The sequence below is a fragment of the Ensifer adhaerens genome (assembly GCF_002007205.1).
GTDB lineage: Bacteria > Pseudomonadota > Alphaproteobacteria > Rhizobiales > Rhizobiaceae > Ensifer > Ensifer adhaerens_D.
Genome location: NZ_LAZS01000009.1, coordinates 14,643 through 33,813, shown reverse-complemented (window position 1 = coordinate 33,813; position 19,171 = coordinate 14,643). Strand labels below are relative to the sequence as shown.

At 63.6% G+C, this 19,171-nt stretch carries 20 protein-coding genes; 8 read left to right on the top strand and 12 right to left on the bottom strand.

The genetic code is table 11. The features are described from left to right. Window positions 1-53: 53 nt before the first annotated feature. Window positions 54-383 carry a hypothetical protein gene (locus tag XB14_RS20940; RefSeq protein ID WP_077963593.1) on the bottom strand — a complete coding sequence of 110 codons (330 nt, stop codon included), beginning with the start codon at window positions 381-383 and terminating at the stop codon, window positions 54-56. Window positions 384-390: 7 nt separating this feature from the next. Next, entirely contained in the window at window positions 391-786 is a 396-nt protein-coding gene (locus XB14_RS20935) for a CynX/NimT family MFS transporter (RefSeq protein WP_143348476.1), read from the bottom strand. A gap of 143 nt (window positions 787-929) precedes the next feature. On the opposite strand from XB14_RS20935, the gene XB14_RS20930 reads away from it, so the two are divergent. The 4 genes from XB14_RS20930 (at window position 930) to XB14_RS20915 (ending at window position 5,522) form a co-directional block, all read left to right on the top strand. Then, a complete protein-coding gene (locus tag XB14_RS20930; protein ID WP_077963590.1) occupies window positions 930-1,136 on the top strand; it encodes a hypothetical protein in 207 nt (68 codons plus the stop codon). 150 nt (window positions 1,137-1,286) lie between these two features. After that, a complete protein-coding gene (locus tag XB14_RS20925) occupies window positions 1,287-3,356 on the top strand; it encodes an ATP-dependent helicase (RefSeq protein WP_077963588.1) in 2,070 nt (689 codons plus the stop codon). 423 nt (window positions 3,357-3,779) lie between these two features. Next, entirely contained in the window at window positions 3,780-4,997 is a 1,218-nt protein-coding gene (locus tag XB14_RS20920) for an MFS transporter (protein ID WP_077963586.1), read from the top strand. A 219-nt stretch (window positions 4,998-5,216) separates the two neighbouring features. Continuing rightward, window positions 5,217-5,522, top strand: coding sequence for a hypothetical protein (locus XB14_RS20915; protein WP_077963584.1), 306 nt, complete (start codon window positions 5,217-5,219; stop codon window positions 5,520-5,522). A 68-nt stretch (window positions 5,523-5,590) separates the two neighbouring features. Here the strand turns inward: XB14_RS20915 and XB14_RS20910 are convergent, their stop codons facing one another. Both XB14_RS20910 and XB14_RS33315 read right to left on the bottom strand, forming a co-directional pair. Then, on the bottom strand, window positions 5,591-7,639 hold the full coding sequence (locus tag XB14_RS20910) for a bifunctional aldolase/short-chain dehydrogenase (protein WP_077963582.1): 2,049 nt from the start codon (window positions 7,637-7,639) through the stop codon (window positions 5,591-5,593). Further along, on the bottom strand, window positions 7,605-7,916 hold the full coding sequence (locus tag XB14_RS33315) for a hypothetical protein (RefSeq protein ID WP_179119633.1): 312 nt from the start codon (window positions 7,914-7,916) through the stop codon (window positions 7,605-7,607). Before XB14_RS33315 ends, XB14_RS20910 begins: the two co-directional genes overlap by 35 nt. A 91-nt stretch (window positions 7,917-8,007) precedes the next feature. Between XB14_RS33315 and XB14_RS20905 the strand changes: the two genes are divergently transcribed. Further along, window positions 8,008-8,997 carry a sugar-binding transcriptional regulator gene (locus XB14_RS20905; RefSeq protein ID WP_234804098.1) on the top strand — a complete coding sequence of 330 codons (990 nt, stop codon included), beginning with the start codon at window positions 8,008-8,010 and terminating at the stop codon, window positions 8,995-8,997. Window positions 8,998-9,029: 32 nt separating this feature from the next. Here the strand turns inward: XB14_RS20905 and XB14_RS20900 are convergent, their stop codons facing one another. The 7 genes from XB14_RS20900 to XB14_RS20870 form a co-directional block, all read right to left on the bottom strand. Further along, entirely contained in the window at window positions 9,030-9,977 is a 948-nt protein-coding gene (locus XB14_RS20900) for a carbohydrate kinase family protein (RefSeq protein ID WP_077963578.1), read from the bottom strand. Window positions 9,978-10,057: 80 nt separating this feature from the next. Then, entirely contained in the window at window positions 10,058-11,017 is a 960-nt protein-coding gene (locus XB14_RS20895) for an ABC transporter permease (RefSeq protein ID WP_419178615.1), read from the bottom strand. Between the two features lie 74 nt (window positions 11,018-11,091). Next, window positions 11,092-12,660: a sugar ABC transporter ATP-binding protein gene (locus tag XB14_RS20890; RefSeq protein WP_077964032.1), complete on the bottom strand. Its 1,569-nt coding sequence runs from the start codon at window positions 12,658-12,660 to the stop codon at window positions 11,092-11,094. An 86-nt stretch (window positions 12,661-12,746) separates the two neighbouring features. Next, complete coding sequence (locus tag XB14_RS20885) at window positions 12,747-13,748, bottom strand: substrate-binding domain-containing protein (RefSeq protein WP_077963572.1); 1,002 nt, start codon at window positions 13,746-13,748, stop codon at window positions 12,747-12,749. A 77-nt stretch (window positions 13,749-13,825) separates the two neighbouring features. After that, window positions 13,826-14,827: an ABC transporter permease gene (locus XB14_RS20880; RefSeq protein WP_077963569.1), complete on the bottom strand. Its 1,002-nt coding sequence runs from the start codon at window positions 14,825-14,827 to the stop codon at window positions 13,826-13,828. Between the two features lie 351 nt (window positions 14,828-15,178). After that, entirely contained in the window at window positions 15,179-15,871 is a 693-nt protein-coding gene (locus tag XB14_RS20875) for an alpha/beta fold hydrolase (protein WP_234804113.1), read from the bottom strand. 157 nt (window positions 15,872-16,028) lie between these two features. After that, on the bottom strand, window positions 16,029-16,313 hold the full coding sequence (locus XB14_RS20870; RefSeq protein ID WP_268802295.1) for an alpha/beta hydrolase: 285 nt from the start codon (window positions 16,311-16,313) through the stop codon (window positions 16,029-16,031). A gap of 233 nt (window positions 16,314-16,546) precedes the next feature. Here XB14_RS20870 and XB14_RS20865 point away from each other — a divergent pair, with 233 nt between their 5' ends. The 3 genes from XB14_RS20865 to XB14_RS20855 all read left to right on the top strand — a co-directional run bounded on the left by XB14_RS20865 (window position 16,547) and on the right by XB14_RS20855 (window position 18,418). Next, entirely contained in the window at window positions 16,547-17,053 is a 507-nt protein-coding gene (locus XB14_RS20865) for a carboxymuconolactone decarboxylase family protein (RefSeq protein WP_077963564.1), read from the top strand. Next, entirely contained in the window at window positions 17,050-17,409 is a 360-nt protein-coding gene (locus XB14_RS20860) for an Atu4866 domain-containing protein (RefSeq protein WP_077963563.1), read from the top strand. Before XB14_RS20865 ends, XB14_RS20860 begins: the two co-directional genes overlap by 4 nt. 118 nt (window positions 17,410-17,527) lie before the next feature. Continuing rightward, window positions 17,528-18,418, top strand: coding sequence for a LysR family transcriptional regulator (locus XB14_RS20855; RefSeq protein WP_077963562.1), 891 nt, complete (start codon window positions 17,528-17,530; stop codon window positions 18,416-18,418). 24 nt (window positions 18,419-18,442) lie between these two features. On the opposite strand, the gene XB14_RS20850 is transcribed toward XB14_RS20855, so the two are convergent. After that, a complete protein-coding gene (locus XB14_RS20850) occupies window positions 18,443-19,090 on the bottom strand; it encodes a substrate binding domain-containing protein (RefSeq protein ID WP_327326894.1) in 648 nt (215 codons plus the stop codon). Between the last annotated feature and the right edge of the window lie 81 nt (window positions 19,091-19,171).

The following is a 19,171-nucleotide window of genomic DNA, read 5'->3' as shown; positions in this document are numbered from 1 at the left end:
GGCGGACCCGTTGCGGGTCCCTGCATCATCCCGCGAGGCAGCAGGCGTGGCGCCTACGGGACAGCGGCCGCGTAACCGCGCGGCGACAGGCGCACGGTGAGCGCGGCCGCAACGACAATGCACCCCAGGTGCCATTTCCAGCCCGTGGCAAAGTTCCCGGTCAGGTCATGGAGTGCGGACACGATCATCGGCGGTAGCGCCGCCAGGAGAAAGCCGCCGCCTTGCATCACTGCCGACAGAGCGGTTGCCTGTGCGGGGTCGGAGAGATGATCGAGGGCGACCACCATCGACAGCGCGAAACAGCCGCCCAAGCCTGCGCCCGTCATCGCCACGAAGACGAAGGGCGCGGCATCCGGCGCTAACGCAAAGCCCGCAACTGACATCCAAGCGTCAACCACAGCCACGGCCGACGGTCCGTCCCGGTCGTACATGCCAATACCGGCAGGAAGAGCGCCGCGCTGCCTGGAATATCGCCATGACGGCCAGCAGGCTGCCGCTCGCCGATGCGCCCCAGCCGAGTTGCTGATAGTGCGGAGCAAGCCAGACCACCACCGACTTATAGCCGCCATTGACCAGACCGAGGAACGCCATGAGCAGCCAGGCGCGCGGCTCCGCGAGCAAGCTCCTGACGAGATTGCCTTCCGGTTTCCGCTGGCCGCCGTTGGGAAGACCGGTCCACGCAACGGCAAGGGCCGCAAAGCCGAGCGCGGCCAGCTTGCCCCAGGCGGCCATCCGTTTGCAGCGCGCGTCGTCATCCGTAGGCTCGACCCAATCACCGGCATGCAAACGGCAACGCCGGTCTCTGGCCAGGTCCGCGTCGAGGCCTGGCTGGCGATCGAATCCGGCATGCGTTGTCTCGCAAAGAGAGACCGAGACTGTCGGGCCCCATCCCGCTATAAGACCTCCACACGAGCAAATCAGGAAGTGTCATGGAAACCATTGAAATCAACGGACGCAGCGACTTCGCCCTGTGGGCGATCCAGCGCGCCCAGGAAATTGTAACGGCCGAAGGCGCTGCCTTCGCAGTCGCCGCGCGCGACATGGACGAAGAGGAACTGGCGCAAACCGCCGCCGCACTGGGCAAGGCGATCAGCGACGCGATGCTCGAGGTTTTCGACGGCCTGACGGCGGAGTAAGTTTCTCGCAGCGTCTGCGGTTCACGACCCGCCAGGCCTCCAGGGTTTTCATTCGAAGGATAAGTTGCTAATGTTCCTTCTTTGTTCTTCCCGCCCTACTGCAATCGATTCGGGCTGTAACTGAATGCGACGAAAAACGAACGGGAACGCATGAGCGCCGCCTATCTCGAAAAACTCAATGATCGTCAGCGTGAGGCGGTCGAGCATGGTGTCGGATTGCCGGATGGACGGATTGGCGGCCCGCTTCTGATCATTGCCGGTGCCGGTTCGGGAAAGACGAACACGCTCGCCCATCGGGTGGCGCATCTGATCGTCAACGGCGCCGATCCGCGGCGCATTCTGTTGATGACCTTTTCCCGACGCGCGGCCTCCGAAATGACCCGCCGCGTCGGCCGCATCTGTCGCCAGGTCCTCGGCGACAACGGCGCGGTCATGACCGACGCGCTCTCCTGGGCCGGCACGTTCCACGGGATCGGGGCACGCATCCTGCGCATCTATGCCGAGCAGATCGGTCTCGGCCCGGACTTCACGATCCATGACCGGGAAGACAGCGCCGATCTGATGAATCTCGTGCGCCACGAGCTGGGCTTCTCGAAGATGGAAAGCCGGTTCCCGACGAAGGGCACGTGCCTCTCGATCTACTCGCGCGTCGTCAACTCTGAAAGCTCGATTGCGGACGTGCTGAAGTCGGCCTATCCGTGGGTCACCGGCTGGGACGAACAGCTCAAGGCGCTGTTTGCGGCTTACGTCGACGCCAAACAGGCGCAGAACGTGCTCGATTACGACGACCTCCTGCTCTATTGGGCGCAGATGGTTTGCGAGCCGGAACTTGCCCGAGATCTCGGCGCCCGGTTCGATCATGTCCTCGTCGACGAGTATCAGGACACCAACCGGCTTCAGGCGTCGATCCTGATGTCGCTCAGACCCGGCGGCCACGGACTGACGGTCGTTGGCGACGACGCCCAGTCGATCTATTCCTTCCGGGCTGCGACCGTCCGCAACATTCTCGATTTCCCGAATGCGTTTTCGCCGGAGCCCGCCGACGTCATCACCCTCGATCGGAATTACCGTTCGACGCAGCCGATCCTCGCTGCCGCGAATGGCGTGATCGGGCTGGCGCGGGAAAGGTTCACCAAGAACCTGTGGACGGACAGGCAATCGGAGCAGCGCCCGTTGCTTGTCACCGTCAAAGATGAAGCGGACCAGGCGGCCTACATCGTGGAGCAGGTTCTGGCTGGCCGCGAGATCGGCGTCGCGTTGAAGCAGCAGGCGGTGCTGTTTCGATCGTCCAGCCACAGCGGGACACTCGAAGTCGAACTCACTCGCCGCAACATTCCTTTCGTGAAGTTCGGTGGGCTGAAGTTCCTCGACAGCGCCCATGTGAAGGACCTGCTCGCCATCATGCGTTTCGCGCAGAACCCGCGCGACCGCGTCGCCGGCTTCCGGCTGCTGCAGATGCTTCCCGGGGTTGGTCCGCAGACGGCCGGAAAGATCCTCGACGCGATCGCCGCCGATCCGGAACCGCTTGCAGCCCTTGCAGAAATCCCGCCTCCGCCGAAAACCGGCGAGGGTTGGACCGGCTTCATCGACCTGGTTTCCGGCCTGCGAAAGGCCGAGCCGGGATGGCCGCAGGAGATCGGCGCTGCGCGCGCCTGGTATGAGCCCCATCTCGACCGGATTCATGAAGACGCCGACACACGCAAGGCAGACCTGCTGCAGCTTGAGCAGATTGCCGGCGGTTACCAGAACCGCGAGCAGTTTCTGACCGAACTGACCCTTGACCCACCCGATGCAACCAGCGATCAGGCAGGTGTCCCCCTCCTCGACGAGGACTATCTGATCCTTTCGACGATCCATTCGGCGAAGGGCCAGGAATGGCGCTCGGTCTTCATGCTCAACGTCGTCGACGGCTGCATTCCGTCGGATCTGGGTGTCGGCACGACCGCCGAACTCGAAGAGGAACGGCGGCTGCTTTATGTCGGCATGACGCGGGCGCGCGATCATCTCGCGCTGGTTACGCCGCAACGCTTCTTCACCCATGGTCAGAACGCTCAGGGCGACCGGCACGTCTACGCCTCGCGGACCCGCTTCATTCCGGCGACGCTGCTGCAGTTCTTCGAAACGACGAGCTGGCCGAAGATCTCGGCGAATGCCAGCGAGAGAAGCGCCAAGCAGATCCGGATCGATGTCGGTGCGCGCATGCGCTCCATGTGGAAATGAGCGAACGGTCCGCGGCGAGCCCCGAGGGCTCTGCAGGGCTGTCCCGATGTGGCGGGGCACCTTCCGGAAACGACGCGACAAGCGCCAAAATTGTATCGCGCCGTAATTCAACATAAAATAGTCGCGCTGAAGCATCTGCTCGCACAGAATGCTCCCATAAGCTGCAAAGCACGCCTACACCCAGTCAGCGGCGGTGCGCGCTGCGTGACGTCGGCAAGCGAGCAATGCCTCACCCCATGAACCCGCGATCGAATTCACCGAAGAAATGATCCTTCACTCCGACGATCACGATTGGCTCATTCACAGTACCCCGACGGAAATAGCGGAATTCAGCGTCCGCGCGCCTTACCGGGGCGATGGCAGTCTTCATCGACCTTCGCGCAGGACAGCGATGTTCACGAAGTCACATGGGGCTCTCGCTCCATGTTGAACGAGGAAGCCGTGTTTTCCGGTCGCCGATTGGGCGGACTGGAACTGACAGCCCTCTTTACCGGCTTCATCGCTGCCACTTACGGCTTCGGTATCTACCTCTTTTCGACACTGATCCCGGACATGAAGGGCGACCTTGGTCTGGATTACAGCGAGGCAGGCACTGTGATCGCCCTGGCTCAGGTCGGGTTCATGGTTGCGGCGCTCTCGAGCGGACTTCTGGCGCACCGTTTTGGGGCCGCAAGGGTCGTGCTGTTCTCCGTGCTGGTCTGCGGGACATGCCTGCTGGCGCTGTCGTTCGCAACGGCGGGGTGGCAGCTCATCGGGCTCTTGTTCCTGACGGGCGCGGCTGCGGCATCCGTCTGGGTTCCAATGGTTTCCCTGGCTCAAGCCGCGCTACCGACTGCGCATCGGGGGAAAGCACTGGGTTTGATGTCGTCCGGGACCGCTTACGGCGTCTTCCTCAACGGTCTTGCCGTCCCGGCGCTCGTGCCCTCCTACGGCTGGCGATCCGTCTGGCTCGTCATGGGTGTACTGACGCTCATTCTCTTTGCCTGGGGCGTCGTCCGGCTATCCGGCGTTCGTTTCGAAAGCCGCAGTCCCGCCGTCGACACCGAGCCAGGCGCGGCTGCGAGCACCTCGTCCGTGCTGCGATCGCCGGTGAGCACGATCGTGCTCGCCATGATGTTTTTCAGCGGCATCGCTTGCATGCCGACCCAGAACTACCTCGTTTCCCTGCTGCGGGACGATCTCGGCTACGACGTGGCGGAGGCGAGCCGGGCGTGGAGCGCGATCGGCTTCATCGGCATGTTCGGCGGGTTGCTCATGGGGTGGGTTGCCGATCGCATTACCGTGCGCCGAGCCATGCTCCTGACCTACGCGCTTCTCGTCGCGGCTATCTTAGCCTTTCTGCACCATTCCAGCCTCGTGGAGATTTACATCGGGGCAGCGCTCTTCGGCCTCGCCTTCAACGCCATCTTCGGGCTGATGCCCGCCTTTGTCAGCCTCAACTTCCACGGCCGATCGGCAACCACGATCTTCGGGTTCGGCAACGTTCTGCTTGGGCTGGGCTCAATGGCCGGCAACTATCTCGGCGGTGTGACGAAAGATGCGCTCGGATCATTCCAGCTGATCTACGTGATTTCGCTTGGCGCGGGCATCGTGCTTCTTGGACTGACTGTCATGCTCGGGGTGCAGGCAGCAAAAAAGTAGGCTCCGGCGTCCTACTAGCAACAAGGTCCTTCATCCGTCAGTGGCCCGGCCGCGGACGGGCGATCCGAGGCTGGCGGCCTCGAGCCGTCTGCCCAGCGTGCGTCCGCATGACATTCCAACCGGCGACGATACGAACCGCTAGCCTGCGCAAACTATGAGTTGACCGCTTTTGAGCGCGAAGCGACACTTGCGGATAGCAGCAAGGCAGGAGGAAAAATGATGGCTGAACCGGACCAATGGCGTCACATGGCGAGCGCACCGAAAAACGGAAGCCGGATCCTCGTCACGATCCGCCCATCCGAACAGGGCGCCGCAGAAGTCGATCTCGCCTATTGGTCACATGGCGATCAGTTCGGGCCCGAAGGCTGGCGCGCCTCCGATTCCTCGCCCGGCCGCATCATCGCGTACCCCGAGCCTGAATTGAAGTGTTGGATGCCGATGCCCGCGGCCAATCTCAGCCGCAGCTCGATGCCTTCGCCCTGGGAAGGCGAGGACGAGCAGCAACTGGACGGCTCCGGAATTTAGGAACGCGCGACGAACGTTGGGACGGCACGGCCGCGGCGACTGTCACCGCGGCCGCACTTTTGTTTTCCCTATCGCATCATCGCCGCGACATTACCGCCGTCGACGGTGATGACCGCACCGGTGCTCGCGCGGGCCTTGGCAAGGTGCACGAAAGCGTCTGCGACATCCCTGGCGGAGACTTCGCGGTGGACGAGATTGCCCCGCATGTAGGCATCTTTGGTGATCCCGCGGGCGCGGCTGCGCTCTTCGACCATCTGGTCGGTCATGAGGCCGGTGCGGATGCGATCGGCGTTGACGGCGTTCGACGTGATCCCGTCGGCGCCGTGCTCGACCGCGTATTGCCGCATTAGCGCCATCAGCGCCGCCTTCGACGTGCCATAGGGACCGAAGTCGGGGCCGGGATTGACCGCCTGCTTGGAGACGTTGAACACGAGCGCGCCGCCGGTGCGCTGCGCCTTCATGATCCGGGTTGCAGCCCGGGCGATGTAGTGGTGCCCCCAGAAATTGAGCGCGAAGGCTTTCTGGAAGAGTTCGTCCGAGACCTCGACGATAGCCCCCTGGAAGGCAGCGCCTGCGTTGGAAATGACAATGTCGACGCCGCCGAAATGTTCGGCAACGGAGGCGAGCGTTGCATCGACCGCCTCAGGGTTAGTGACGTCGCATGCCAACCCAAGCCCGCCAAGCCGCGCGGCCTCCGTCTTGACCGGTGCTTCGGCGAGGTCGATGAGGGCGATTTCGGCGCCTTCCGCCCTTAGTGCCTCGGCGATCGCCAGGCCGAGCCCGCCGGCGCCACCGGTCACCACCGCCACCTGCCGGCTGAGCGGCTTTTCCACCTGCTTCGTCAGCTTCACCTGTTCGAGCGACCAGTATTCGATGTCGAAGAGATCCTGCTCCGACAGGGCCTCAAAGCGCTCGATACCCTCGGCGTTGCGGATGACGTTGATCGTTGCCTCGGCGACATCGGCGCCGACGCGCGCCGCCTTCTTGGACGGACCCGCAGCGAATAGACCGACGCCGACGACGTAGAAAACGCGCGGCATCGGATCCAGCATCTTCCTGTTGCCGCCGACGCGCGCATTGTTGCGCTCGAAATAGGCACGGTACTCGGCGACGTAATCCGCCACGGCCGCACGCACCGTCTCAGCCCAGGCGGTCGTCTCGCCCGCAACCGGGGCCGGCAGAACGAGCCCGAAGCGCTTGATGTGAATGACGTGCTCCGGCGTTGCATTGCCGCGACGCGCGAGATCGCCGGCGTTCTCGGCGTTGCAGAACTCAAGCACGGCTTCGCTTGCCCGATGCTCCAGTACGAAGCGCTTCGGAGCGCCTTCAACGCCGGTGTCGATGGCGATGGCGCCACGCAGGATCGGGGCGATTTCGGCGGCCGACGCAAGCGCTGCCGGTTGCTTCACCTGGACGAACGGTCGCGGATTGCCTTTTGCGATGCGGCGCTCGGCCCGGTCGATCGCGGCGATCATCTTCTCATAGGATTCGCGCGGGTCCTCCGACCAGGTGAAGATGCCGTGCTTCAGGAGGATCATGCCGTCGGCGGTCGGATCGGCGCGGAAGGCCTCGTCGCAGGCTTTCGCAAGGTCGAAGCCGGGCATGACATAGGGAACGATGATCGCTTTGGGGAAGAGTTCGCGCACGATATCCTCCCCGTGCGGCTGGTTCGTCAGCGACACGATCGCGTTGGCATGGGTGTGGTCGATGTGCTTGAACGGCAGGTTGGCGTGCAGGATCGCTTCGACCGACGGGTTGGGCGCCGTCGGATCGAGCAGCAGCCGACGCTGCAGCATGACCATGTCGTCGTCGCTGAGCGCCTGGAAACCGACCATCGCCTGCAACGGCTGCAGGCGGACGGCCGGCAGGCCTGCCGGCTCGATCGTGCCCATGTCCCAGCCGCTTCCCTTGACGCAAAGAACCGGAATTTCCGAGCCGTCGAGGTCGGTGAAGGTGGTTTTCACCGACGTGTTTCCGCCGCCGTGCAACACCAGCTCCGGGTCGGATCCGAGCAGCCGCGTCGTGTAGGTGCGGATCGCCAGGTCGCGGTTGACGCCCTCGCGGACATAGGCGTCCACGACCTCAGCATATTCGGTTTCGGACCATCTCGACTTCATGGAAAAGCTCCTTGGCTTCCGGCGGACATCGTCTGCGACGGGCCGGAGAAAATGACATGGCGGGGCCGCGCCCGCCGAACCGCAGGAGGCTGGCAGGAAAGGCCGCTTGGAAAATTTGGGATCGGCAGCCGGCGCGGGCCGCGCCAAAGGCCCGGCTTTCGATGCTGTCTACCGCGGTCTCGCCTGCCCATGCGACCGCGTTCGCGGCAGCGTGCTCAAGCGCGATTCCGTTCTCGATCGTCCGTTGCAACGGAACGCAAACAAATGACAGCATCATGTGTCAAATGTCAATTGAGTGTTCGAATTTGTTTGACGGCAGCAGCTTTTCCGGTTTGAGGTGGCGCAAACGGTATCAGGCGGAGTGACGGATGACGGATAGTGGGCGGGGGAGTTCGATGATCGGTGAAGGCAAGTCGTTGCCGCCCGAGTTCGATGACGGGGTCGTTTGGGCTGCCTGGCTCTACTACGTCGATCAACTGACCCAGAGCGACATCGCCAAGATCCTCGGCATGTCGCGCGCGACCATCGTCAACTATCTTCAGGAAGCCCGCGAGAGAGGCCTCGTCACCATCCGCGTCAATACCGACGTCGGCGGACGCGTCGCCATTGCGCGCAAGCTCAAGGAGAAGTTCGGGCTCGAAGGGGCGCTGGTCATTCCGGCCGGCGAGCGGACGTCGCTGGTCACGAGGCTCGGCGAGGCGGGCGCCCGCCTGCTCGCCGACATGATCAAGGAAGGCGACACGATCGGCGTTGCCTGGGGACGGACCGTGCTTGCGGTCGCCGACCAGATCTCCCTGGCCGAGCCGCTTGGCGGGCTCACCGTCGTCCAGGTCTCGGGCAGTTCCATCGCCAATCCCGAATTCTCGCCGGAGTTCTGCACCTCGCTGATGTCGCAGCGCATTCATGCGCGCTGCGTCAACCTGCTCGCGCCCGCGCTCCTGTCGACGCCGGAACTCAAACGCTGGCTGCTTTCGGAGCCGGTGCTCGTCAAGCAGTTCGAACTCATCCATTCGACCAATGTCCTGGTCTTCGGCGTCGGCGATATCGGTCCTGACACGCTGATCCGGTCGGCCAATGTCGCAAGCCAGGAGGACTTCGACTCCTACCAGGCGCACGGCGCAGTCGCGGTGCTGATCTGCCGGTTCATCGACGAGGCGGGCCGACAGGTGAGCGGCGAACTCGATGATCGCATGGTGGGCATCGAGCTTAACGAACTGGTGCGCATCCCAAGCCGCATCTGCGTTGCCGGCGGTTCGAACAAGATCACCGCGATCCGGGCGACGATGAATGGCGGCTATGCCACCCATCTCGTCACCGACATCGAAACCGCCGAGATGCTGCTGGCGGACGAGGCCTGAGGCGCTCCGTCAGGAACGCCCCAGAACGCCGATCAGTTTGCCTTGACGCGCGCCGTCCGCATGAATTCCTGCGTCGCCTCGAAGGAGGTGATGCCGGCATCTGAACCGAGACCGGTCGCCACCAACGCGGCCGAGGCCTGCGCGAACTTGAGCGATGTCTCCGTATCCATCTTGTGGTGCAGACCGGCGATGAAGCCGGCATTGAAGGCATCGCCGCAGCCGGTCGTATCGACGACGTCGATCTCGAACGCCGGCAGCTTCACGGTTTTTCGCTCCGGATCCATGAAATAGACGCCGTCGCCGCCGAGCGTGAAGACGCAATGCTTCACGCCGAGATCGCAGAAGAACAGCGCCGCATCCTCGGCCGTTTTTCGCCCGGAGATCAGCATGGCTTCTTCCACCGACGGCATGAAGTAGTCGATATAGGGGAAGAGCGGACGGATGAGGGAAAGCGTCTTCTCGCTGGCGCCGAGCAGATCGAAGGTGACGGTCCGGCCCTTGCGCTTGGCAGCTTCGAGAAGCACGCGGCTCGGCTCGCCGTCGAGGCGGTCGAGCAGGCCCGTACCGCCGAGATGAACGATCGGCGCCGCCGTCACGCGATCGAGCGCGTCTTCTGCGACCTCGAAATGACCGGACGCACCGCGAACGTGGAGGGCCGGTCTTTCGCCATTGCGACGAATGTTGAGGATCGTGGCGGACGTCGGTACGCCCGGGATCCGCTGCATCTCGACCGTGTCGACGCCGAAGCGCTGCAAGGTCGAAAGCACGAAGTCGGCCTTCTCGTCATCGCCGACGGCGCCAACGGCGAGGCAGTTGAGACCGAGCTTTGCGAGGTCGACGACCGTGCCTCCGGCGGTACCGGCAACCGTCAGCCGGATCTCGTCGATGAATTCGACATTGCCGCCCGCGGGAATGCGGTCGACCGGGCGGCCGAGGATGTCGAGAATGTAAAGTCCGATGACCGAAACATCGTGCGCCATGCGCTCAAACCTTTCTCTGTGAAGGAGAGTTGTCGAAAGACGCCGGCCCCGACCGCCCGTGGCGGCTCCGGGACCGGCCGTCAGGATTGTCTGCCGCGGATCGAGAAGATCGCGCCGGCAAGAATGATGAAGATGCCGACGATGACGAGCTGCCAGGTGCTTGGAATGCCGACGAGAATGAGCACGTTGCTGACGAGCGTGATGAGGACCACACCCAGAAGCGTGCCGATGACGCTGCCGGAGCCGCCGGTGATGCGGGCGCCGCCGAGAACGACTGCCGCGATGATTTCGAGTTCGGCGCCGGCGAGGTCGAACGGGTTCGCCAGCCGGTTGCTGGAGACGTGAATGATCCCGGCGATGCCGGCGAGAAGCCCCGCATAGGCAAAGACAAAGATGCGAACCGTGCGCAGATTGTAGCCGAGGCGTTCGGCGACACCGGCATTGCCGCCGACGGCATAGACCGCGCGACCGATCAGGGTGCGCTCGAGGATCCACCAGGTGACAAATGAGGCGACCGCCAGGATGAGCACGAATGCCGGCAGCGTCGACGTCGAGCCGTTGGCACTGTGATGGGTGAAAAGCGCAAGCTTTCCGAAGGCGTCCATCGCCGCCGGAACGTTCATGAACAGCGCCGTGCCGACAAAGGTGAGCAGGAAGCTGCGGATGACATATTGCGTGCCGATCGTCACGATCAGAGACGGTGCCTTGAGCGCATGAACCAGAACGCCGTTGAGCCCACCGAAGCAGGCGCCGCCGACAGCGCCGAGCGCAAGGATCGCCACGATCGGCATGTCGGGCACGACATTCACGACCAGCATGGTGACGGCATACATGACGAAGGCGGCGATTGCCGTAAACGAGACGTCGATGCCACCGGAGGCAAGCACGACAAGCACGCCGAGCGCGAAGAGACCCCGCACGACGGAAGCACGCAGGATGTCGAAGAGGTTCGATACCTGCCAGAAATCGGTGTTGATCGCACCGACGACGAGCGAAACGGCGACGATCAGGATCAACGTGAAGGCCGGCGGGTGGCGCATGAGCCACGCCCAGATGCCGGCAACGGCGCCTGCGCTTTCAGACCGGGGTGCTGCCGAGGAGAAGGTGGTTTCGGTCATTGAAGCCTCGCAATGGTATCGTCGGTCAGCGCGCGCGAGAGAACGTCTTCCGCCAGCCCTTCGGCGGCAAAGGTTTTGACGACACGACCCTTGCGCATGACCATGATGCGGTCTGAGTTCTGCAGCAGTTCGGGCAGGTCGTCGCTGATGATGATGACGCCCATGCCGTCACCGGCGAGCCGCTGAATGATCCGATAGATCGTGTCCTTGGAGCCGACGTCGACGCCGACGGTCGGGCCGTGCAGGATGAGAAGTTTTGGCTCGATCGTCAGCCAGCGGCCGATGAGCACGCGCTGCTGGTTGCCGCCGGAAAGCGACTGCACCGGCTTGTCGACGCCGGCCGAGACGACCTGCAGGTCATCGACCGTGCGCTCGGCGAGCGCACGGCTGCGGCGACGGTCGACGATGCCAAAGGCATTGCGCAGCCGGTCGAGGACCGGAACCACGATATTGTCCTTGATCGATTGCGAGAGGAACAATCCCTCCGAGAGCCGGTCCTCGGGAACGTAGCCAATCCCCGAAGCAATCGCATCGGCGGGTTTGCCAAGGCGGATCTCGTTGCCTTCGAGAAAAATGCTGCCGCCGTCGGCGGGCGAAACGCCTGCAAGCGCAAGCGCCAGTTCGTTGCGCCCGGAATCGAGCAGGCCGGTAATGCCGATGATCTCGCCCTTGCGCAGCGACAAGGACACATCAGCGAAAAATCCGCTCCGTGAGAGCTTTTCGACATTGAGCAGCTTCTCGCCGAGCGTGACGGCGGACCGCTGGCGGGTGTCGTCCAGCACCTTGCCCGTCATCCAGAAGGCCAGATCGGTCTTCGAATGGCCCTCGACGTCGCATTCGGCGACTTTCTGGCCATCGCGCATGATGATCGCCCGCCCGCCGAGCGACTTGCACTCGTCGAGCTTGTGGGTGACGAACAACACGGCCACGCCCTTGGCGCGCAGGCGATCGACGACGCCGATGAGATTGTCGACCTCGTGTTTGGTCAGCGCGGTCGTCGGCTCGTCCATGATGACGAGGCGGGCGTCGGAGGCGATTGCGCGGGCAATGGCAATCAGCTGCCGCGTCGCCATCGGCAACTCGTCCGTCCGCGTTGAAAGAAAGGCCCTGCTCGCCGGCAGGCCGACGGCCGCAAGGGCGCGCTCGGCCGTCGCCCGCATCTTCGGTATGTCGAGCCGCCGCGCAAGCTTGCCCGACGAGGACACCAACTGCTGAGTCAGCCCGATGTTCTCGGCGACCGAGAGATTGGGGAGCAGCGAAAAATCCTGATAGACCGTTTCGATGCCGGCAGCGAGGGCTGCGACCGGTGTCAGTCCGGTGACCGTCTTGCCGTCGATCAAGAGTTCGCCTGCATCAGCCCCTTGAGCCCCGGAAATGATCTTGATGAGCGTGCTCTTGCCGCAGCCATTCTCACCCATCAGGTGATAGATGTTGCCGGCCTCGATCGAAAAACTCACGCCCTTGAGCGCGCGCACGCCACCGAAGTGCTTCTCGATGTTGCGCACCTCCAGAAACGGGGTCGCGGGCTTCGGATGCGGTTCACCGCCAGTGGGCTGTGGCTGCATGGCTTTGTCCTGATGGTGCATGGAGAGGCTTCACGGGCATGCCGCCGCGCGGGTTTAGGGCGCGGCGGCTTTGATCGGTGATCCGATCAGAACGGGTATTTGCCGTAGTTGGACTTGTCGACGTCGACCCAAGCTTCGCCGACCACGATGATGCCGTCACCGGCACCCTTCTTGACCGAAACCTTTTCGTATCCGGGCACGCCGAGATCCATGCCGTCCTTGATCTCTTCGCCCTTGATGACCATGTCGGCCACCTTGTTCATGACGTAGCCGGCATCCTTCGGATCCCAGAAGCTGATGCCGTCAACGGCACCGGATTCGAGATAGGAACCGGTATCCTTCGGCAGGCCGATGCCGAAGACGCAGGTCTTGTCCTGCAGGCCGGCCTCTTCGACGGCGCGGCCGATGCCGATGACGTCGATGGCCGAGCCGCCCTGGAAGCCCTTGATGTCGGGGTACTTGCGCAGGATCTCGCGGGCCTTCTCATAGGCGCGGTTGGCGTCGTTGAAGGATTCGTTCTTCTCCGAGACCAGCTCCATTTCTGGGTACTTCTTGGCGTTTTCAGCGCCGCCGTCAGCCCACTGAACATGCGTCAGGCTGCCGAGCGAACCGACGAAGGACGTCCATTTTCCTGATTTGCCCATGCACTCGGCGATCTTCTCGTTGAAGCGGGCGCCGAAGGCCTTGTTCTCGAAGGCTTCGATGTCGACGAGCGTGTTCTTCATGCTGTCGGCCTCGTGGGTCACCACCTTGATGCCGCGCTGGGCGGCGCGCTTCAGCACGCCTTCGAGCGACGACGCATCCATCGGCACGACGGCAATCGCGCTGACCTTCTTGGCGACAAGGTCCTCAATCAGGCGTGCCTGCTGGGCGGCATCCGCCTTGCCCGGGCCGATCTGGCTCGTGGCAACCGTATCGTTGTCGTTGCCATAGGCGGCGACGCCCTCGGCCATGCGCGTGAACCAGTTCTCGCCGGTGACCTTGACGACGGTGACGATGCTGGGCTTCTCCTCGGCGGTGGCAGCCGCGGCACCCCAGATGGTGCTGAGTGCCACGGTGCAGGCGGCAAGTTTACGAAAATCAGGCATAGTTCCTCCCATTGCGCCTTCGAAGGGAAAGAGCTGTGGCGCGCGAAGGCTCGCGCCCGGCCCTGACGGAAGCGGGGTTAGCTGCGGACGGCTCTGAACCAGGCTCTGAAGTCGAAGCCGGACGTGGCGATGAAGACCAGCAGAAGAACGCCCCAGGCGAGATCCCGGAAGAAATTCGAGATGTTCATGAAGTTGAACAGGCTGGAGAGCATCTGCAGCGACGTTGCCGAAAGCACCACGCAGATGACCCGCCCATAGCCGCCCTCGGGGCGAACGCCGGCCATGACGGCGATGAGGATCGCAATGAGGACATAGGAGCTGCCGTAGTCCCACTTCACGCTCGAGGTGCGCGCGGCAATGACGATACCGGCAACCGACGCCAAAAGCCCGCAGACGGCGTAGGTCAGGAACAGGATGCGCTTTTCCGGGATGCCCGCGTAGCGCGCGGCCTTGGCATTGTTGCCGAGCAGAAGCAGACGTTGGCCGAAGGGCGTGAAACGCAGGATGGCGCCGATTGCGAGCGCGACGACCAGGAAGAGAGCGAAGCATTGGGGCACGCTCAGGATCGTGGCATTGCCGAAATCGTCGAGCGGCTCGACATAGCCTATGCTGAGCGCCGAACCATTGGTGAGAACGATCGCCAGCCCGGTAAAGAGCAATTGCGTACCGAGCGTCGCGATGATCGGCGTCAATCCAACCTTCGCGATCAGGAAGCCGTTCAGCATGCCGCCGACAAGGCCGACGCCAAGCGCTACACCGATCAGGCTCCAGGTGAAAAGAAGCGGAGCATCGTCGGCGGAAATCGCGCCCCGCAGGAAGAAGTAGGCGGCAACGCCGGAGAGATTGGCAAGCGCGATGCCCGAAAGGTCGATGCCGCCGTTGCCGGAGATCATGGCCAGCATGACGCCAAGGGCGAGGAAGCCCAGTTCGGGAACCTGTGACGCCATCGACTGGAAGTTATAGAGCTCGACGAAGCTGGCGCCGACGAGCACCGCACCGGCCACGATGGCGGCAACGTTCACGGTGGCGAGAAAGCTGAGCTGCCGATCCACCTGAAAAGCCACGATGTCCCCTCCCATGCTGGCATTCGTGCGGACGGAAACGGTTTCCGGCCGTTCGGTTCAGGCTCCTGTCTCCCCTGATACCATCCGCATCCGGCTTCCATCGCACATTCTGACATTTGCCAGCCATCGGTGTGTTTTGTCAACAGCGTTCTTCGCACTGCCTTGTGACCAGTGTTGACAGCGAGCGGGAATAGGACGTTGCCCTCCTTTTTGGACGCCGTGGACAGTCCCGCTTGGCGAGACTGCCCGGCGTGTCCGCAGCCTGGGCGGGACATCCGCTGGATTGGCAAAGCTGGGAGCTGGAAATGGGAAAATGCCGGCGGCAACGGCTGCGCGAAAGGGCACCTTTTTGGCCCGGGCGCGGCGTCAGGCTCCGCGGTTCTGTTGACCGAGCCACTCTCGAAGGAGGGTGGCGAGGCGTTGCGGCGCCTCCATCGGAACCATATGGCCGGTGTCTTCGACGACCTCGAAGCTTGAGCCGGCAAGTCCCTGGTGAAGCTCGAGCGCCTCGGTGCGCGACCTCAACCGGTCCTTGTCACCCGCGACAATCAGGCTTGGGCACCGGATCGCCGCCAACTCGTCCCGTTCGTCTCTCCGCTCGACAAGGGACTGCCGGCGAAAGGCGTCGCCTCCCAGGCGCTGACCTGCCGCCTGGATGCGATCGACAAGATCGGCCCGCTCCGCATTGTCGGGGTGCAGGGATGAGAGGATGGCCGATCGGCTGAGCCCCTTGAACGCGGTGCCGGCGGTCTGCCCGGCGGCGACCGCCTTTCGTTGGCGCTCGACATCGCTGTCGCCGCGTGCGGATGTGGCAATGAGGATCAGCGCGGTCACCCGGTCGGGCGCCTGCCGGACGATTTCCCGGGCGACGTAGCCACCCATGGAGAAGCCGACCAGCACGAAGCGGGCCGGCGCGTCCAGTAGCGCACGGTGCGCCATGGCTGCGATCGAGCTGTCCTGCGACAGATCGGCGTAGGCCGCGGGGCCATAGTCGCCGAGTGCCGGAACCACGTCACGCCAGAGATCGGCGTCCAGCATGAAGCCCGGAACCAAGAGCATTGCCACAGTTGCCACCTCCCCGTGCGCGTGCCCGTACACATGTATTGATCCTATCGGAAGAAAGGAGGCGGTCGTCAAGCAGGACGCCGCCTTCTGGCGGAAAAGCCCTTGCGCACCGGGAGCGAGCGCGCGGCGTGAACCGTGCAGCGGCTGCCAGTCAGTCGTCATTCAACGACCGGCTCAGAGCCGATTTCCAGCTGGCGATGAAATCAGCCGAAATGCGCGCCTGCGGCACCATCGTATCGAAACCGTGATAGGCGCCGGGGACCACGGACATTTCGACGGCGACGCCGGCCTCGACGAGGCGAGCGGCAAAGCGCATCGATTCCTGCGCGAACAGGTCGAGTGTGCCGACGCCGATCCAGGTGGGCGGCAGGCGGGCAAGGTCCACTGCGCGCGCAGGGGCCGCAGCCGCGCGGGTTGCCGGCGAGAGCCACGGCAATCGCGCCGGGGACCGCCATATGCCCGAATGACACCGTCGCCGGTCAGAACCGAGACGGCCGCGATCGCGCCGCCGTCGCGCGGCGCACGTATTGGTTAGCGTGGCTTGCCAGTATGGAAAGAAATCAGCGTCTTATCGTTCCAATCCTTCCCGCCTACCTTTTGCGTCAACCACAGCAGCGCAACGGAAGGTCGGGCGACATTCGCGATCGTCGGGCGTCCCACCCGTTACCCATGGAGGAGAGAAACGTGCTTGATCGCATTCAATCGCAATTCGCAGCCGCAGGTACGGCGATTATCCTGGGCCTTTCACCCGAGGTCGCCTATGCCCAATCCCTGGAGGAGCGTCGCGAACGCGGCGCCGCCGTTATCCGGACCCTCAACAATGGCGTGACGCAGCCCAACCTGGAACGGATGCGGCAGGAGTTTCCCTTCCTTGCCGACGCGACCGAGGCCTATGCCCTTGGCGACGTCTGGTCCCGTCCGGGTCTCGACAACAGGACGCGGCAACTCGCGGCGGTCGCCGCATTCGCCGCGATCGGGCTGACCGACCTGATGAAGGTCCATGCCGGATACGCGCTCAACGTCGGCGTTTCGGAGGATGAGCTCAAGGAGGTAATCTACATGGTAACCGTTCCGGCCGGATTTCCGCGCGCCATTGCCGCGTCGCAATCCTTGTCGCAGCTTTTTGCCGAGCGGGCCGAAGCGGGCAACGACAAGCCCGCGGGAGAGCGGCCATGAGCAATCTCCCCAAGCTTGCCGCCGCCACGCTTATCGCCGGTCTCGCGTCCCTCGACACGCCGGTCTCCCGCCAAGCCGTCGCGGAGGAAATTATGAACAGCCCGACTGAGAGCAAGCAAGCAGATCACCCCTATGTCGGCATGTGGGTCACCGGGGACGGGCGGATCCGCCAGGAGCTGTTGCCGAACGGACGTTATGACGAGGCGCGCGGAAACCGAAAGAGCGCCTATCAGGGGCGCTATGTCGTGACCGGAAACCATATCGACTACTGGGACGACACCGGCTTCACCGCCGACGGCGCGTTCATCGACGGCGTGCTGCACCATGGCGGCATGGTGTTTTACCGCGAAAGGTGATGACGGAAGCCAAGGCGCGCGCAGAATCTGCACTCGCCTTGAAGGTTGCCGGTCGGCAGGACAAGATTATATCTTCACTCTGCCCAATCACGCCGGCATAGGTAAGTTGAGCCGACCAATGGCCGTTGATCTGAATGTTATTTCCGTCTTCATGGCCGTTGCGGAGGCCCGCAGTTTCCGCGCGGCCGCGGAGCATCTGGGCGTTACCCGATCTGCGGTCAGCCAGTCGCTGCGCCGTCTCGAAGATCGGCTCGGGGTGGCGCTCGTCCAACGAACGACACGCAGCGTCAGCCTTACCGAAGCTGGCGCGCAACTTTACCAGCGCGTGGCGCCGGCCCTTCAAGAAGTCGGCCTGGCCCTGGACGCCGTGGCGGATCGGGACATGGCTCCGACGGGCCTGTTGCGATTGGCCGTGTCCTCGATCGCCGAAAGGTTCATCTCGGGGCCGTTGCTCGCAAGTTTTGCTGCGGCCTACCCCACGGTCGAGATCGATGTGACCGTCACGGACGAGGAATTCGACATTGTCGCCCAAGGTTATGACGCCGGGGTGCGGCTCGGCGAAGTCATCGAACAGGACATGATCGCGGTGCCGGTATCGGCCGAGCAACGCCAGACCGCAGTGGCGGCCCCATCCTACATCGAACGCTTCGGCAAGCCTTTGCAACCGTCGGACCTCGCTTTGCATCGCTGCATCGGCTGGCGTCCGGCACCGCAGACCGCGCCTTACCGCTGGGAGTTCGGCAAGGGTGGACGCGAGTTCGATGTCGCCGTGAACCCCCAGATCACGACCAACGACATGTGGCTGATGATCCGCACCGCCTGTGCCGGGGGCGGCATAACGTTCGGCATGGAGGAAACCTTCCGGCCCTATGTTTCGTCGGGACAACTGGTGCCGCTTCTCGAAGACTACTTCCCGCCATTCGCGGGCTTCTACCTCTATTTTCCCGATCGGCGGAACCTTGCGCCGAAGCTGCGCGCGCTTATCGAGCATGTCCGGTGGCGGCCCTAGCGCCGGGTAGGGCGACCGAAGCGCCTACGCGACGATCTCGCGTACGAAGTCGAGAAAGGCCCGCAGCTTTGCCGGCATGAGATCCGAGCGGCGATAATAGGCATGGAGCGGAAAGGTTTCCTCCGACCAATCCGGCAGGATCTGGATCAGATCGCCGTCCGCCAATTCGTCCCTGACATAGAGTTCGAGCAACTGCGCGATGCCAGCGCCGCTACGGCAGGCGCCAAGGAGCGAACCCGTGTCATTGACCGTGACCCGGCCGGTCGCCGCGAATGGCACGGTTTCGCCCCGGCGCTGAAACTCCCAGGTGAAGGCACGCCCGGTTACCGGATCGCGGATGAGGACGCACTGGTGCCCGTTCGAGAGATCGGCGGGAGTTTTCGGTTCGCCATTCCTCTCGAGATACTTGGCCGAAACGCAGGTGAACACGCGCGTTTCCAGCAGAAGTTCCGTTTGCATCGAATGCGCGCCGGGTTCGCCGAACCGCACGGCGACATCCGTCCCTTCGCCGACAAAATCCCCGATCGCGTCGCGCACGAAGATCTCGACCGACAGTTCCGGATAGCGTTCGAGAAAGTCATTGATCCTTGGGGCGAGCACAAAATGCCCGAACGTCCCATCGACATTGACTCGCAACTTGCCGCGCACCCGCGTCTTGGCCGCCCCCGCCATGATGGCGGCCTCCTCGATCGCGGCGCGACGAGTTCATAAAACCGCCGTCCCTCGTCCGTCAGCGAGATTGCCCGGGCGCTT